Genomic DNA, 15385 nt, shown 5'->3' with positions numbered 1-15385 from the left:
CTTTTCGCAAACCTACCCCTTTGCCTTTCGCAGGGCCATCAGGCTTAAAATTTCAAATAATATTTGTGCACCCGCATGAGCAGTATTTGTGGTTGCATCATAAGCAGGGGATACTTCCACCACATCGCCGCCAATAATGTTAATACCAGCAAGCCCCCGCAATAATTCTTGTGCTTCACGGGTTGTCAATCCACCAACTTCTGGCGTTCCAGTGCCCGGAGCAAAGGCTGGATCAAGACTATCAATATCAAAGGATAAATAAACTGGATGATCGCCAATTAATTTGCGGGTTGTTTCGATAATTGCGGCAATGCCGCGTTTTTGGATTTCTTCGGCATGGATAACGCTCATGCCTGATGCATAAGAAAATTCCCATAAATATTCAGATGAGCCGCGAATGCCAATCTGGATTGTCAATGTTGGATCCAGCACGCCTTCCAATACCGCGTGACGAAAAGGGCCACCATGATGGAAGCGGCAATTGTCAAAAGGGCCACCTGTATCGCAATGGGCGTCAATATGGATCATCGCAACGGGACGGCTTTTGCCAATTGCCCGCAAGATTGGCAAGGATATTGAATGGTCGCCGCCAACCGATAGTGGCATAACCCCAGCATCAATAATTTGGGTTATAGTCTCTTCAATATCTTGGTGGCAACCATTCAGATCATAGCGGCTACGAAATGGTACATCGCCAATATCAGCAAAATTCATCGCCATTTTGGGGGCGATTTTTAGAGCATGATTATAAGGTCCAACGCGTTCAATCGTTCTTAAAGCGCGTGGACCAAAACGGCACCCATTGCGGTTGCTAATCGCCAAATCCATCGGCACCCCAAGCAAGGCAACATCAAGATTAGTTAAATCTGGGGCGCTCCAATCTATTTGTCGATACGGCGCGTCTAGCAATGTGGGAACGCCAGCAAAAGGTGCTGCACGCGTGCCGCTTTTATTGATAACCCCCGCTGCAACTGCATTGAAATGCTCGTCATAGATCTTATTTTCGTTTTCGCCTCCAAAGCGAGCCTTTAAGGCTTCTAAAGCGTTTTTGTCCATTTCGAGGTTTTCCTGTTCTTCAAAATTAGATTTAATTTATAGCAGCTTAGGTCAAATCTATAAGTTAAGTTTTGCCGGCCAATTTTAAATCGCTATCGATTGGGCATTGCTGCCCAAAATAAACATGGTTTGTTGAATTAATTTTTATATGTGTGCAGCACGGATTTTTCATTTTCAATCGGCAATGCCCAAACACATAAAAAAGTTATCAATGCAAGACCGCCGAAAAGCCCGGCAAATGGAACCCAATTGGTACCAAAATAATGAGCAAGCCAAACACCAACCATTGGGGTTGCGCCACCAAAAATTGCCCCGCAAAGCTGATAGCTCAGCGAAATACCGCTATAGCGCATTCTGACTGGAAAGGCGCGCGGTAAGAAAGGCGCGATCACCGCGTAATAGGCGCCAACAAGGAAGGTTGCCACCAAAATAGCAATGGCAATATTTATAGTGCTGCCTGAAACGACTAACAGCATCATTGGTAATGCCCAAATAACACCAAGCCCAGTCATGGTCATTAATAAACCACGCTCACTATAACGGGTTGCCAAAAATGAGCCAATAGGAAATGAAATAATTTCAACCACACCAACCCATGAAATAATATTGAGAATAGTGGATTTTTCTATTTTGAGATAGGTGGTGGTATAGTTAATCATAAAGGTAGTAATGAAATAAAAACCAGCAACGCCAAGGATACACGCACCAATGCCAAGAATTAAAGCTGTTGATTTTTTAGCTAATAATTCTTTAATAGGGATAATTTCATGGCTAGATTTGCTGTCAAGTTGCGCCTGCATTTCAGGGCTTTCATTAATGCCAAGGCGAATAATAAAAGCCAAAAGAACAAGCACACCACTTGCAAGAAATGGAATGCGCCAGCCCCATGACATTAAATCTTCAGTTGGCAAGTCAGAGACATAGCGAAAAGCAAGGGTTGCCAGTATAAGACCAACGGGACTACCATATTGCGGAGCGGATGCTAAAAATGTTCGCCATTTTTCGGGCGCATGCTCGGCGGCAATTAAAACAGCGCCGCCCCATTCACCGCCAACCGCAATACCTTGGATAAGTCGCAAAAATACCAGCAAAATAGCGGCATACATGCCAATAGATTCATAAGTTGGTAAAGCACCGATAAGGGTGGTAACGCCGCCCATAATGAGCAAAGTTATTACAAGGCTAAGTCGGCGGCCAAGCTTATCGCCAAAATGACCAAAGATCGCCGCGCCAAAGGGGCGTGCAATAAAGCCAACCGCAAAAGTACCAAGGGCCGCAAGATTGCCAAGATAAGAGCTTTCACTTGGAAAGAATAATTGCCCAAAAACAAGGGCTGCGGCAGTACCGTAAATATAAAAATCATACCATTCAATGGCAGTACCTAAAAATGCAGCCAGTGCTGCGCGTATCGGTTGCGGTTTTCTCATAGGTTGTTCCTGTTGTTATTTTTATTAGAAAAATTATTTACGGCAAAGAGGCAGGTCTATTGTTTAATGGGGTATCTGGGTGATTTCATTATGAAGCGTAAATAAAGGCATCATGCCATGGCAAAGCTTAAGCAATTCATGCAGTTTGTGATTTAAGGGTGAAATCAATAAGAGGTTTTTAAGTGCTAATGGCAATAATATTTCTAAACCATTGGCGGCGACCTAATGATTAAAAAACCTTAAAGCATTTGGTTGTTAAAAATTTTATGTGATGTCTAAACATTTAAGTTGCCTCCCAACTTATCCGTAAATTTCCCAAATTACGAGTTCATCATATTGAACTTCATTCAGTATAGTGTATATTTATTTAAAATGAATAAATTGTCAATTGAGAATTTGAGCCAATGGAAAAAGAAACTGCCCATAATATTCCAGCCTTGCGCCGTGCTGCGGCAATCCTTGATCTTTTGGTTGATAGTGATGAATTGCTAAATGCCGCCGATATTGTAAAAAGGTTGAAAATCCCCAAAAGCACCGGTCATGGTTTGCTGCATGTAATGTGTGAATTGGAATTAATACAACGCAATATTGATGGTACATTTAAACTTGGTACAAAATTATCAAAATGGGGAAGCAGGTTTTTATCTAATGTTGATTTGGTTGATGCTTTTCATCAAATTGCCAGTGAACATTGCGACTTAGCACCGTATACACTGACATTATCAGTTCCTGAAGGGAGTGAGGTTGTTTATATTGCTTGCCGTAATAGCAATGCGCCCTTGGGATTTACTTTTAAAATTGGTATGCGTTTGCCAATTTATTTTACCGCAACCGGTAAAGCAATGATGGCAAGCTGGAGTGATGCCAAAATTAACACATTGGTGAAAACTCATGATTGGCCGCAACCGCTCACCCCATCAAGTGCCCGGGATTTCCAAATATTCAAGACGAACCTGCAAAATATTCGCAAAAACGGTTATTCGATTGATAATGGTGAGATACGCGATGGCATGATTTGCCTCGGTGCAGCAATTAAAAACCATGCAAAGCAAGCGATAGCCGGTATTGCAGTAAGCTTAACTGAGCAAGAAGCAACAGCAACAACAATTGAACTTATTGGCAGTAAAATTAGCACAACGGCATTAAAAATATCAAAATTATTGGGCTATTATGCGTGATGTTTCAGTTGAATATTTGAACTATTATCTGTGATAAAAGGAAAAAAACGTAAAATATATTGTTATATTAAATTATTATATTTATAATTAATATTAATACGAAAAAATACTTTGTTAAAATTACAACATCACAAGTAAAATTTAATTTATATAATATAATAAAGGGTCAATATGTATTGAGCTCTCTGTTTTTATTTTATTGTTAAGGCCTTTTTATATAAATATTAAATCTTGATAATAATATATAACATATAGTTTTATTAACAAAAATAATGATTGAATTTATAGAGTGCAGCGAAAGGTGTTTTATGATTAATCGGCATTTCACCCAAAAAGATTTTGAAGAAAGAATATCCGCTGATTATGTTTTTTACTATTATAATCAAAATAAAGAATTGGATCATGATGATGTAAATAAGGTATTTTTAATATATTTAGAAAAGATCAAGGATAAAATAAACCCAGAATTTCATCCCTTTATCGAATATTCAAAGGAATTTTACTTTGGTAGCCATGTCGGTGATGAAAAATTTCTTGAGGAAAAAAGAATTGAACTTTGGAAAAAGATAGGGAATTATTCACAAAGTCGGTTTTATAATGAGGGAAGACTTGTTCTACATGTTTTATATAGTTTAAAAGCTTGTATTGCTTTGAACACCGATGAGCCAGAATATATGATTAGCCTTTTCTTTGCCGAAGCTTTGGATTTAGATGGAGATAATTGGCAATATATTGAACCATCTATTGCTCAATATTATGCACCAACTTTTATAGTTGAGGATTAATGCGGCTATGGGGTGAGCTTTTGTCTTTTTTGAAAATATTTATATAAAAAATTGAACAATAACCCGGTAATTAGCCCCATCAAGCAAAAGATCAAATGTAATTCTAATAAAGAAATTAAATCTTTCAAAACGAAAATATCAAGACCCAACAAGCTCAATTCGCATATAAATATACTATAAATAATTGCTCCTATAAGGTTAATATGAGGTTTGAAAAACCAATAAAGCGGCAATGTAAGCAGGCAAAAAATAGCTGCATGTATGGCAAGCAGGCATATTTCAAAAAAAATTATAAATCCAAATACAATTGTATAGGAACCAAAATAACTTTTAATACCACCGGCACTACAGCCGAAAAACGCACAAAGAATAATCAGCGTTGCAATGATAATACTCAGCCAATAGGCTTTTAGAAAATTGCGCATTTTTCTTCCTATAGCTTAAAATTCTATCGAATAAAGATAGCATTATCTATTCTTGGTTTGGTAAGCCATTTATAAATAGCCCAAAAAATTAGCCCGGTTATAGCGCCAATCACCGTAAAAAAAATGGATATGATGTAAAATGGCACAAAACTCTTTACCACGTAAAAATATAAGAGGGTTGCATTGGCTAAGCCAATTGCTGTACTCCAGCTAAGGATATATAAAAAATTTAATTTAAAGTATTTTTGTAATATTAAAAAGAGCGGTATGCTTATTGCGATAAATAGACCTATATTAATAATAAATATTGCCAGAAATAAACCAAGAACTATCTTTATAACTAGCATCGTCATGCCATCATTAAGATCAATTCCTATTTCCTGGTTAAATGTAATACTAATTATAAAAGCTATGATCAGTAGGTTGGTTGCAAGGTAACTTAGCCAATAGGCAGAAATAAAACGCCACATAAATCCCCCTTAATTAACATGAACTTTGTTCAAAAGTTTTATCCTTTTGCTTCATAAAGTCAATCTATTATTTTGATAAATTGGAAGAAGTAGGTTCAATGCGGAACGCTCCTATTGGTTTTTGTTTTAAAATAGGCAATATTGCCAGAATATTTGGGTTTATTCAGCGCATGTGGGGAAAAAGATGTTACAAAGGTTTTTACAAGGCTTTTGGGAGGTTCTATACAATCTATTTTGTAAAAGGTCGGATCAACGCTATTTAAATAGTAAAAATTTCGCTGTGCATCATAGCCTTGCTGATGAATATGGCTCTCATTATCAAGATGTAAAAAAGCTGTTTGATTGTATTTTTGAAAATAGGCTCGATGATTTTGAGCAAGGCTATACAATTTTACGTAAAAATGACCAATTATTACAAGGCGGTGTTTTAAAAAGCGGTTTGGTTTGGCAAAGATTAGGTATTGAACTTGGGCGCTATCCGCTTGAGCAGTTGCAACAGGGACTTGCAGCAATTGGAAAATGGGCTGAAGAAAAGCAAAGTGCTTTTGGATTTGGTCTTTATGCTTATTGTCTTCACCATGCTGCATGGACTGAAGGTGGCGATCATTATGCCGATGAAGCAAGCGAAGAAGAGATAGATGGCTATTTCCGCAATATTGTTCAGATGGAAACGGCTCTAACCCGAGATGTTGAAGGCAAAGATGATTGTTTAATTTGGAATTTGGCCAATTATAATTATCATTCTGATGGCATTTGTGATGTTAAGACATTAAATAAATTATTCAAAAAATTAATTGCCTTGGATCCTGATAATCTTAATCACTATTGCCTGCATGCTTTTAAATTATTGCCCCGCTGGCATGGCAATTCTATGCGTGACATGGATAATTTTGCCCGACAAGCAATTGAAAAAACCAAGGATAGATTTGGCAATGGCGTTTATAGCTTGATTTATCATTATCAATTTCGCCTAGCCGACCACGAGGTTGAGGATAGTTTTTGCGATTTAGAATTGTTAAATCAAGGCTTTGATGATTTATATAACCGTTTTGGCGGACAAATGATTGTAAACCGCCAAATAGCAACATTAGATTGGGCACAGGATTATAGTCGGGCAAAAGAAATTATTGATACAAGATTAACCGCCATGACACCATTGGCATGGATGTCAGAGGATAGCGACGAAGGGCTTGAATTTGCCCGCGATACAATTTCTTTTATTGGTCTTTTAGAAGATGATGAAGAAGATGATTAAAAAACGCTGTTTTTAGTTCGTCATCTATCGTTTTGTTAAATTTAAAAAACGAACATATTGCAAAACTTTGATGGTCTATTCGATTTAAAGCATAAAAAGTGATGATAGAAGATAGGCAAGTATTTATTGTACTATCGTTTTAGCCCAAAATGCTGTTGCTTTATGCATTTAAAATTCAAAACAATTTAAAACGATTTAAAAAAAATACCTTTTTTGTCACCAAATCTTAATTGCCTAATATTTGATTTTATTAGCATAATTGCGTTTAATCTGGGACAATATGTCGCTTGACAGGTGCTGCAGATTCATCAACACTCTTATTTGGAGTGAGTGTAATCTGGGAGGATTCCATGACGTCAGCATTTGACAAAATTTATAATGAGTGGCAGCAACAGCCTGAGCAATTTTGGGGGGAGGTTTCCAAACTTATTGATTGGTCGAAGCCATTTGACAAAGTTTTTGACAAGGATCAAGGCGTTTATGGCCGTTGGTTTACGGGTGGTAAAACCAATGCTTGCTATAATGCGGTTGATCGCCATGTTGAAAATGGCCGCGGTGAACAAGTCGCTGTTTATTATGATAGTCCGGTGAGCCATGGCAAGCGCGCCATTACCTATCGCGAATTATTGGACGAGGTGCAGGCATTAGCTGCTTTCATGCAAGATCTTGGCATTAAAAAGGGCGATCGCGTTCTGATTTATATGCCGATGATACCACAAGTTTTCACCTCTGTTATGGCATGTACGCGTATTGGCGCTATCCATTCAATTGTTTTTGGTGGTTTTGCTGCCAAGGAACTTGCTATCCGTATTGATGATTGCAAGCCAAAACTTATTCTTGCCGCATCTTGTGGGATTGAACCTAATCGCATTGTGCCTTATCAATCCATGGTTAATCAAGCAATCAGCATGGCCGAGCATCAGGTGGAGCATTGTATTGTTCACGAACGCCCGATCATACAAGAAAAGCCTGAAGGCTTATTTGAATTAAAAGAAGGTCGCGATTTTGATTTTGCCGTGGTGCTAAAAGAAAATATGGGGCGCAAAGTCCCTTGTGTTGAGGTGGACGCGACTGATCCACTTTATATTCTTTACACATCTGGCACCACTGGCAAGCCCAAAGGGGTAATGCGCGATGTTGGCGGCTATCTCGTGGCGCTTGCTTGGTCTATGGAAGCGATTTTTAATGTTAAACCGCAAGAGGTGATGTTTACCGCGTCTGATGTTGGTTGGGTGGTTGGCCATTCCTATATTATTTATGCACCACTATTAATTGGCGCAACTACGGTGCTTTATGAAGGTAAACCCGTTGGTACACCAGACCCCGGTTCATTTTGGCGCATTTGCGCTGAATATAATGTGCGCTCGTTCTTTTCTTCGCCAACCGCCCTTCGCTCGATTAAGCGTGAAGATCCCCATGGCGATTTTACCAAAAACTACCAATTACCCAATTTGCAAGCGATGTTTTTAGCCGGTGAGCGCGCCGATCCAGATACATTAAATTGGGCGCATGAGCTTTTTGACATTCCCATCATTGATAATTGGTGGCAGACCGAGACAGGCTGGCCAATTGCTGCAAATCCTATTGGCATTGAATTAATGCCGATTAAACTTGGTTCACCAACACGGCCAATGCCGGGTTATGCCATTGATGTGCTTGATGATGATGGTCAAAAACTGCCGCCCGATAGTTTTGGCAATCTTGCCTTCCGTCTGCCATTGCCTCCTGGCTGTTTGCCAACCCTTTGGCAAGCTGACGAGCAGTTTAAAAAAAGCTATCTTGAGCGTTTTCCCGGCTATTATAACTCGGCAGATGCAGGCTATATTGATAAGGATGGCTATGTTTTTGTGATGAGCCGCACCGATGATATTATCAATGTTGCGGGTCACCGTTTATCCACCGGCGGTATGGAAGAAGCTATTTCAGGTCATCAAGATGTTGCTGAATGTGCAGTTATCGGAATTAGCGACAAGTTAAAAGGACAGGTTCCTTGCGGCTTCATTGTGCTAAAACATGATGTTAGCCGCACCAATGATGTTATAGAAAAAGAATGTGTTGACCGTATCCGCGATATCATTGGCCCCGTTGCGGCATTCAAGCTTGTGGTTACTGTGCATAAATTGCCCAAAACACGCTCGGGTAAAATATTGCGTGGCATGATGCGCAAAATTGCCGATGGCGAAGAATGGACAGTGCCAAGCACAATTGAAGACCCATCAACTTTGCAAGAAGTGCAGCAATTACTGATTGAGCGCAATATTCGCCAAGTTGCTTGAAGCGTAAAACTTTTTTGACAACTCCCCTTTAGCGGCTATTCACCCCGATAGCCGCTAATGCTCTTTAAGACAATCTTATGCATAATACTTAGTACTATTTAATCGATTATGGTTAAAGTAATTTTGGCATACCCATTATATAATTTATAATTTTGCCAAAATTCATTTACATATAAGGGGCGTATTTAACTTTTTATAATTGTTACACCATTATCACACAGTTTTTTTTAAAAAATCCAAGAAAAGCATAGTTCCGACGGTCAGCCCGTCGCGATGCAGTGCGACCACATTTAATTATATGCTTATTGTCTGGTAGGTATTTAATATCTCTTAAATATATTAAAAAACATAATCTATTAAGGTTACATTTTTCTCTTTAATTTTTTTGATGTTTTTATAAGGATATAAAAACTTTTCATAAACGGTTTCGATATTATCACCAATTTCTGGAAAATCTATGATATAGGCATTAAGTTTATTGATGAGATTCAACTCGGTTGCTTCATCTAAGGTTTCATACATTTTCGTCAACTGATCTGACGCATGATGATTTTCAAGCAATTTCGCCAATATGCTATTGATGATATCACTACTACAAAATGGAATGGACCCATCAGATTTATCCAAAAATTTTACGTGCCTAATTAACATAATCAGGGCATAAATCTCAGTTTGATCCAAAGTAACAAATTTGTCCAATTTTTGCATGTGGCACGCTCTTTTATAATTCAATTTATAAAACAATCTTAGCGAATGATTTTGGCTGAAAAACGCAACAATGCCAATAGGCAAAAAAAGTTGAGGCTTAACTATCTGGGCGTTAGCTATTGGCTGACGTATTTATATTTTCATTTCTTTTGTTATGAAAATATTACTCAAATCAACGGAATTATTATTGTAGCTATCCACTTTTTTATTTGTGTAACATGTTTCGCATTTTTAATTGTATGATATGGACCATTTGATCATTATAAACATAAGTTTCTATTATTTGTATCATGGGCTATAAATATGCTTATGTGATTGCGTTAACCTTCTTTATTTAGTTAAGGTCTATGGCCAAAACTTCCAACAGGTGATTAAAAGCTGTATTTAAGGTGAATTAGGTTCAACTACAGCATGTAATTTTTTCGTTTCAGATGCCCCCACGCTTAAAAGGCATAAGTGAGGAACTAAAATGTTAATTATAGATTTTGTTGAAGTGCAGTATAGCGATAATATAATCTTTATACCTTCCTATATTGTTGAGCCAATAAAACAATATGGTAGTATATCATTCATAAATCAGCTAGAGGCAGAAAATGCGGAAGGCATTGATAACCCTAAAGGATTTATCCGGTTTCAATGGGGAATAATAAAAGGAACCTCCGATTTTTATAATTTTGAATGTATTGCCTATGTTGGCGGCGCTCTAATGCTCAAACTTAAAGATGGTAAAGAGAATTATCTTTTAATTAAAAACTTTCCTTATGAAGAATATGAAAAATCGCGCAATTTATTTCGATCATGGGGGTTAGAAGTGCGAAATTAAATAACAGCAAATGCCACGTCAGATTGCTTTTTATTCAATTGAAAATTTTTAAAAATATGGCCTTATCATTAAGGCTAAATTAGGCCTATTTTGGGTTACATGCTAGTGTTTTGGGATGATAACTCATCAATTGAGATTGACTGATGTAAAGTGCCGCTTATCAAAACAGCATTACACTACCCAACAATGGAAAATAAGGTGATCTAAGGCTTTATAGCTAATAGTTTTATAATCTGATCAATAAAGCCACATTTTTAAGCAATTTTTTATTTTGGGACGGCGCGAAAATCAAAAATAGAGCAGTCTTATAAACAATGAAATGCCCCCCCATCACTCGCTAAGCTTGTTCAATTTCAATTAATGTACCGTCAAAATCCTTGGGGTGGATAAAAAGCACCGGCTTACCGTGAGCGCCGATTTTTGGAGTTCCATCGCCCAAAATACGAAAATTATTTGCCCTTAACTTATCACGCATTGCCAATATATCATCAACTTCAAAACAAATATGATGCACGCCGCCATTAGGATTTTTGTCTAAAAAACCAGCAATGGGAGAATGTTCACCAAGCGGATATAATAGTTCAATCTTACTATTTTCAAAGGTGATGAAAACAACGCTAACGCCATGCTCTGGCAAATCTTCAATACTTGATACTTCCGCGCCAAGCATTTGATAGGGTTTTGCCGCTTGCTCGAGGTTTGGAACGGCAATTGCCACATGATTAAGGCGGCCAAATTGGCTCATACTAAACTCCCCTTATGCTTTGTGGCAAATTGCGTTTTTATTCTAATCATTACGCAATTTACCTTCTAAAAGATCAAGAATTTTTGCCGCTGCCTCTACCACATTGGTGCCCGGGCCAAACACTGCGGCAACGCCATGGGCTTGTAAAAATTCATAATCTTGGCGCGGTACGACACCGCCGCACACCACAATAATATCACTATTTCCCCGTTTTTTGAGTTCTTCTACCAGTTGCGGCAACAAGGTTTTATGACCGGCAGCAAGGGAGGACACGCCAATAAGCTGCACTTTTTTGGCAATTGCCATATCGGCGGCTTCATCCGGTGTTTGGAAAAGTGGGCCAGCAATAACTTCAAAACCAATGTCACCAAAGGCGGAGGCAATGATTTTTGCACCGCGATCATGGCCGTCTTGGCCAAGCTTTGCCACCATAATACGTGGTTTTTGGCCAATTTTGCTGGCTATTTCGCCCATGCGCCTTTGTAGATGCTGATATTCTGGCTCATTTTTATAGGCTTTACCATAAATATTTTTCACAACTTTTGGCGTTGCAACATGATCGCCAAATACTTTGCGCATAGCATCCGATATTTCGCCAACACTTGCCCGCGCCCGCGCCGCTTCAACCGCTGCTGCCAATAAATTGCCTTTGCCGCTTTTAGCGATATTTTCCAAGTCGCTAAGAGTTTTTGCAACTTTGGCAGGGTCGCGGCTTTCGCGTATTTTGGAAAGGCGGGCAATTTGCGATAAGCGCACTTTGCTGTTGTCAATTTCCAAAATGTCGAGCGTGTCTTCATTTTCAAGGCGATATTTATTAACGCCAACAATTACCTCATCACCCTTATCAACCGCTGCTTGCCGCGCAGTTGCCGCTTCCTCAATCAAGCGTTTGGGCAAACCGTCTTTTACTGCCTTGGTCATGCCGCCAAGCGCTTCTACTTCTTCTATCAATGCCCATGCTTTTTGCGCTAATTCATGGGTAAGGCTTTCAACGTAATAAGAGCCAGCCAAAGGATCAACCACTTTGGTGACACCCGTTTCATGGTTTAAAATAAGCTGTGTGTTTCGGGCAATACGGGCAGAAAACTCGGTTGGTAGTGCAATCGCCTCATCAAAAGAATTAGTATGCAAGGATTGCGTGCCACCAAGCACCGCCGCTAACGCCTCATAGGCGGTACGCACAATATTATTGTAAGGGTCTTGTTCTTGCAAAGACACGCCTGAGGTTTGGCAATGAGTGCGCAGCATTAGTGATGATGGTTTTTTTGGCGCAAATTCATGCATAATCCGCGACCATAAAAGCCTTGCTGCCCGCAATTTCGCCGCTTCCATAAAGAAATTCATGCCAATGGCAAAGAAAAACGATAGTCGCCCTGCAAATTGGTCAATATCAAGCCCTTTGGCAAGGGCGGCGCGTACATATTCGCGGCCATCTGCTAAGGTGAAAGCTAGTTCTTGCACTAACGTTGCACCAGCTTCTTGCATATGATAGCCAGAAATTGAAATAGAATTGAATTTTGGCATTTCCTGTGCGGTATATTCAATAATATCGGCAATGATCCGCATCGAGGCTTCGGGGGGATAAATATAGGTATTGCGTACCATGAATTCTTTTAGAATGTCATTTTGGATAGTGCCAGAAAGCTGCGATCTTGGTACGCCTTGTTCTTCACCTGCCACAATAAAACTTGCCAAAATAGGGATTACTGCGCCATTCATGGTCATAGATACCGACATTTCATGAAGCGGTATACCATCAAACAGGATTTTCATATCCTCGACACTATCAATGGCAACGCCTGCCTTGCCAACATCGCCGAAGACGCGTGGATGGTCGGAGTCATAACCGCGATGGGTTGCAAGGTCAAAGGCAACAGACAGGCCTTTTTGCCCTGCATTTAATGCTTTTTTATAAAAAGCATTGGATTCCTCGGCGGTCGAAAACCCTGCATATTGGCGAATAGTCCATGGTCGCCCCGTATACATAGTTGCCCTTGGGCCGCGCAAAAACGGATCAAGCCCCGGCAAACTATCCAATTCGGCAATATCGGCAATATCATCAGCGGTATAAACTGGCTTAATGTCGATGCCTTCTGCTGTGTGCCAGATAAGTTGGTCGGGTGAGCCTTTAATTTCTTTTTCGGCAAGTTTTGTCCATTCATCGATCTTTAGGTTATTTGGCTCATGGGGCATTTAATTAAACTCCATAATAATTTGATCAACGGCTAGGCTTTGGCCAATAGTGGCGGCAATTTTTGTAACTTGGCTCTTCTTTTCTGCCCGCAACATATTTTCCATTTTCATTGCTTCAACAATTGCTAGTGGCTGGCCTGCTTCAACCTCATCGCCTTCATTGACCAAAATTGCGGTAATCACCCCCGGCATGGGGCAAAGCAACATTTTTGAGGTGTCAGGTGGTAATTTTACGGGCATTATGCTGGCAAGTGCCGCCACATGGGGCTCGCGTATTCTTGCTAAGACAGCAATACCAGCATAGCGCAGCCTTATTGCTGTGCCTTTAATCTCGGTTTTAACTGCGAGGATTAGCCCATCAAGGTTGAAAATACCAAGGCTCATGCCCGGTTGCCAATCACTTTCAACGCTCATGGTTTCACCATCGCCAAAGTGCATCAATATGGTTTTATCGTCTTCTGTTATTTTGAGGTTAAAGGAGTTTTCATCAAGACCATTAAGAGTAACCACCCAATCCTTGCCAATAATCCGGCGGTGATTATCTAAAGTGCCAGAAATCATGGTGGCGCGTTTTTGTAAAATGAGATTGATAAAACCTGCAATTGCAGCAAGGGCGCGTACCTGCCCAGCATTTGGGGCAACACCGTGAAAACCATCAGCAAATTCTTCAGCAATATAGGCGGTGGTTAAGCGGCCCTCTTGAAAGCGCTGTTGCCCCATAACGGCCGACAAAAATGGAATGTTATGGCCAATGCCTTCAACTTCAAAACGGTCAAGCGCTTCACTCATCGCTAAAATGGCACTTTGTCGATCTTTACCCCATGTCACTAATTTTGAAATCATTGGGTCATAATAGATGGATATTTCGCCACCTTCATATACGCCGGTATCATTGCGCAATTTTATATCATCCAAACCATCAATATGGGTTGGGGATTGGTAGCGGCTTAAACGTCCAGTTGAGGGTAAAAAATTGCGAAATGGGTCTTCCGCATATAGTCGACATTCCATAGCCCAACCATGCAATTTTACGTCGTCTTGAGTAAGCGGCAAGGGTTGACCATCAGCAATTTTGATCATTAATTCGACAAGATCAAGTCCAGTGATAAATTCAGTGACCGGATGCTCGACTTGTAAGCGCGTATTCATTTCAAGGAAATAAAAATTGCGATTGCCATCAACAATAAATTCTACCGTACCGGCTGAATAATAGCCAACGGCGCGGGCAAGTGCTACGGCTTCTTCGCCCATGGCTTTACGGGTAGCACTATCTAAAAACGGTGATGGCGCTTCCTCGATAACCTTTTGATTGCGCCGTTGAATGGAACATTCACGCTCACCAAGGGCAATAATATTGCCATGCTTATCACCAATAATCTGAATTTCAATATGGCGCGGTTCGGTGACAAATTTCTCGATAAAAATGCGGTCATCGCCAAAAGATGCTTTTGCTTCGTTTTTAGAGGCTTGAAAACCTTCACGGGCTTCTTCATCATTCCATGCAATACGCATGCCTTTGCCGCCGCCACCAGCTGACGCCTTAATCATCACCGGATAGCCAATTTGACTGGCAATTTTGACCGCTTCATCACTGTTTTCAATTAAACCCATGTGACCTGGTACAGTGGAAACACCAGCCTCACTTGCAAGTTTTTTACTGGTAATTTTATCGCCCATGGCACGCATGGCATTGGCGGGCGGGCCAATTAAAATAATGCCGTTTTCTTGTAAACGCTCGGCAAAAATTGGGTTTTCCGACAAGAAACCATAGCCGGGGTGAACAGCATCGGCGCCGCTAATTTTTGCGGCTTCAATGATTTTATCGATGACCAAATAGGATTGCGCTGACGGGGAGGGGCCAATATGAATAGCTTCATCCGCTTCGCGGACATGTAAGGCGTTAGCATCGGCATCAGAATAAACGGCAACAGTGGCAATACCCATTTTTCGTGCGGTGCGAATAACGCGGCAAGCAATTTCACCACGATTGGCGATCAGAATTTTTTGTATCATTTTTGCCTCGGACAATGCGACAAAGTAAAAA

The 15385-nt window shown here is 40.1% G+C and carries 12 protein-coding genes; 5 read left to right on the top strand and 7 right to left on the bottom strand.

Annotation, left to right across the window (positions count from 1 at the left end; translation table 11 throughout):
- Nucleotides 1-12 precede the first annotated feature (12 nt).
- Both speB and N6A79_RS15250 read right to left on the bottom strand, forming a co-directional pair.
- Nucleotides 13-1056 (bottom strand): agmatinase, encoded by a 1044-nt coding sequence (gene speB, locus N6A79_RS15255; RefSeq protein ID WP_263499837.1) that lies wholly within the window; start codon nt 1054-1056, stop codon nt 13-15.
- A 137-nt stretch (nt 1057-1193) separates the two neighbouring features.
- Nucleotides 1194-2483, bottom strand: coding sequence for an MFS transporter (locus N6A79_RS15250; RefSeq protein WP_263499836.1), 1290 nt, complete (start codon nt 2481-2483; stop codon nt 1194-1196).
- Nucleotides 2484-2887: 404 nt separating this feature from the next.
- On the opposite strand from N6A79_RS15250, the gene N6A79_RS15245 reads away from it, so the two are divergent.
- Both N6A79_RS15245 and N6A79_RS15240 read left to right on the top strand, forming a co-directional pair.
- Entirely contained in the window at nt 2888-3661 is a 774-nt protein-coding gene (locus tag N6A79_RS15245) for an IclR family transcriptional regulator (RefSeq protein WP_263499835.1), read from the top strand.
- A 308-nt stretch (nt 3662-3969) separates the two neighbouring features.
- Nucleotides 3970-4446 (top strand): hypothetical protein, encoded by a 477-nt coding sequence (locus N6A79_RS15240; protein ID WP_263499834.1) that lies wholly within the window; start codon nt 3970-3972, stop codon nt 4444-4446.
- Nucleotides 4447-4894: 448 nt separating this feature from the next.
- Here N6A79_RS15240 and N6A79_RS15235 read toward each other — a convergent pair whose 3' ends face one another.
- Nucleotides 4895-5341: a hypothetical protein gene (locus tag N6A79_RS15235; protein WP_263499832.1), complete on the bottom strand. Its 447-nt coding sequence runs from the start codon at nt 5339-5341 to the stop codon at nt 4895-4897.
- A 184-nt stretch (nt 5342-5525) separates the two neighbouring features.
- On the opposite strand from N6A79_RS15235, the gene N6A79_RS15230 reads away from it, so the two are divergent.
- Together N6A79_RS15230 and N6A79_RS15225 are read left to right on the top strand one after the other, a co-directional pair.
- Nucleotides 5526-6596: a hypothetical protein gene (locus tag N6A79_RS15230; protein ID WP_263499831.1), complete on the top strand. Its 1071-nt coding sequence runs from the start codon at nt 5526-5528 to the stop codon at nt 6594-6596.
- A gap of 350 nt (nt 6597-6946) precedes the next feature.
- A complete protein-coding gene (locus N6A79_RS15225; protein ID WP_263499830.1) occupies nt 6947-8872 on the top strand; it encodes an AMP-binding protein in 1926 nt (641 codons plus the stop codon).
- Nucleotides 8873-9211: 339 nt separating this feature from the next.
- On the opposite strand, the gene N6A79_RS15220 is transcribed toward N6A79_RS15225, so the two are convergent.
- Nucleotides 9212-9580 carry a hypothetical protein gene (locus N6A79_RS15220; protein ID WP_268547645.1) on the bottom strand — a complete coding sequence of 123 codons (369 nt, stop codon included), beginning with the start codon at nt 9578-9580 and terminating at the stop codon, nt 9212-9214.
- Nucleotides 9581-10049: 469 nt separating this feature from the next.
- On the opposite strand from N6A79_RS15220, the gene N6A79_RS15215 reads away from it, so the two are divergent.
- On the top strand, nt 10050-10403 hold the full coding sequence (locus tag N6A79_RS15215) for a hypothetical protein (RefSeq protein WP_263499828.1): 354 nt from the start codon (nt 10050-10052) through the stop codon (nt 10401-10403).
- A gap of 337 nt (nt 10404-10740) precedes the next feature.
- Here N6A79_RS15215 and mce read toward each other — a convergent pair whose 3' ends face one another.
- From mce to N6A79_RS15200, 3 genes are read right to left on the bottom strand one after another with little or no spacing between them, the layout of a single operon-like run.
- Nucleotides 10741-11148: a methylmalonyl-CoA epimerase gene (mce, locus tag N6A79_RS15210; RefSeq protein ID WP_263499827.1), complete on the bottom strand. Its 408-nt coding sequence runs from the start codon at nt 11146-11148 to the stop codon at nt 10741-10743.
- Nucleotides 11149-11190: 42 nt separating this feature from the next.
- The gene (gene scpA, locus N6A79_RS15205; RefSeq protein WP_263499826.1) at nt 11191-13341 is read right to left on the bottom strand and encodes a methylmalonyl-CoA mutase; all 2151 of its coding nucleotides are present in this window, start codon (nt 13339-13341) and stop codon (nt 11191-11193) included.
- A complete protein-coding gene (locus N6A79_RS15200) occupies nt 13342-15354 on the bottom strand; it encodes an acetyl-CoA carboxylase biotin carboxylase subunit (RefSeq protein WP_263499825.1) in 2013 nt (670 codons plus the stop codon).
- Between the last annotated feature and the right edge of the window lie 31 nt (nt 15355-15385).

Origin of the sequence: Bartonella sp. HY761, assembly GCF_026743145.1 — a bacterium.
Classification (GTDB): Bacteria; Pseudomonadota; Alphaproteobacteria; order Rhizobiales; family Rhizobiaceae; genus HY038.
The sequence above is the reverse complement of the archived record's forward strand: the minus strand, read 5'-3'. Positions and strand labels throughout refer to the sequence as shown.

What these genes read in the sequence shown, in the direction of transcription:
- N6A79_RS15250 (WP_263499836.1), bottom strand. Translation starts at nt 2,483, where the DNA reads ATGAGAAAACCGCAACCGATACGCGCAGCACTGGCTGCATTTTTAGGT.
- N6A79_RS15215 (WP_263499828.1), top strand. Translation starts at nt 10,050, where the DNA reads ATGTTAATTATAGATTTTGTTGAAGTGCAGTATAGCGATAATATAATC.
- N6A79_RS15220 (WP_268547645.1), bottom strand. Translation starts at nt 9,580, where the DNA reads ATGCAAAAATTGGACAAATTTGTTACTTTGGATCAAACTGAGATTTAT.
- mce (WP_263499827.1), bottom strand. Translation starts at nt 11,148, where the DNA reads ATGAGCCAATTTGGCCGCCTTAATCATGTGGCAATTGCCGTTCCAAAC.
- N6A79_RS15200 (WP_263499825.1), bottom strand. Translation starts at nt 15,354, where the DNA reads ATGATACAAAAAATTCTGATCGCCAATCGTGGTGAAATTGCTTGCCGC.
- N6A79_RS15230 (WP_263499831.1), top strand. Translation starts at nt 5,526, where the DNA reads ATGTTACAAAGGTTTTTACAAGGCTTTTGGGAGGTTCTATACAATCTA.
- N6A79_RS15225 (WP_263499830.1), top strand. Translation starts at nt 6,947, where the DNA reads ATGACGTCAGCATTTGACAAAATTTATAATGAGTGGCAGCAACAGCCT.
- scpA (WP_263499826.1), bottom strand. Translation starts at nt 13,341, where the DNA reads ATGCCCCATGAGCCAAATAACCTAAAGATCGATGAATGGACAAAACTT.
- N6A79_RS15245 (WP_263499835.1), top strand. Translation starts at nt 2,888, where the DNA reads ATGGAAAAAGAAACTGCCCATAATATTCCAGCCTTGCGCCGTGCTGCG.
- N6A79_RS15240 (WP_263499834.1), top strand. Translation starts at nt 3,970, where the DNA reads ATGATTAATCGGCATTTCACCCAAAAAGATTTTGAAGAAAGAATATCC.
- N6A79_RS15235 (WP_263499832.1), bottom strand. Translation starts at nt 5,341, where the DNA reads ATGTGGCGTTTTATTTCTGCCTATTGGCTAAGTTACCTTGCAACCAAC.
- speB (WP_263499837.1), bottom strand. Translation starts at nt 1,056, where the DNA reads ATGGACAAAAACGCTTTAGAAGCCTTAAAGGCTCGCTTTGGAGGCGAA.